Annotated in this window: 1 protein-coding gene; it reads right to left on the bottom strand. The window is 64.3% G+C overall.

Translation table 11 applies throughout. The annotated features are described in order from the left end of the window. On the bottom strand, window positions 1-202 hold a 202-nt coding region (locus F2P45_RS34895; protein ID WP_502572744.1), incomplete at its 3' end, for a PAAR domain-containing protein. Window positions 203-325 lie beyond the last annotated feature (123 nt).

Raw genomic sequence — 325 nt, 5'->3', positions numbered from 1 at the left:
GCGCGATCGGCAACGGCGCCTGCGGGTGTAGCGCGCACACCACGACGTCAACATACGCCCGCGCGGCCTTGATGCCGTTGGTGAACACATTGCTGGAACAAGGACCGACGATCTTGCCGGTCACGTCGCCGATGCCTCCTATCGGACCGTCACCGGGCGGCGTGTGGCCGATCGAATCCCCCAGCCTTGCTGCTTTTGGCATGGTTTAGCTCTCCGTGGGCTGGTTGAGCATGGCCTGAACCTCGGCAATGCTGGAAAGACGCACGACCGGCGACCCCGCTACAAACACCGATGCCTGGTGCAATCGCTCGCGCAAGGAGGCGGC

This window comes from Massilia mucilaginosa, assembly GCF_011682145.1.
Classification (GTDB): Bacteria; Pseudomonadota; Gammaproteobacteria; order Burkholderiales; family Burkholderiaceae_D; genus Telluria_A; species Telluria_A mucilaginosa.
This window is presented reverse-complemented; position numbering and strand designations above follow the sequence as displayed.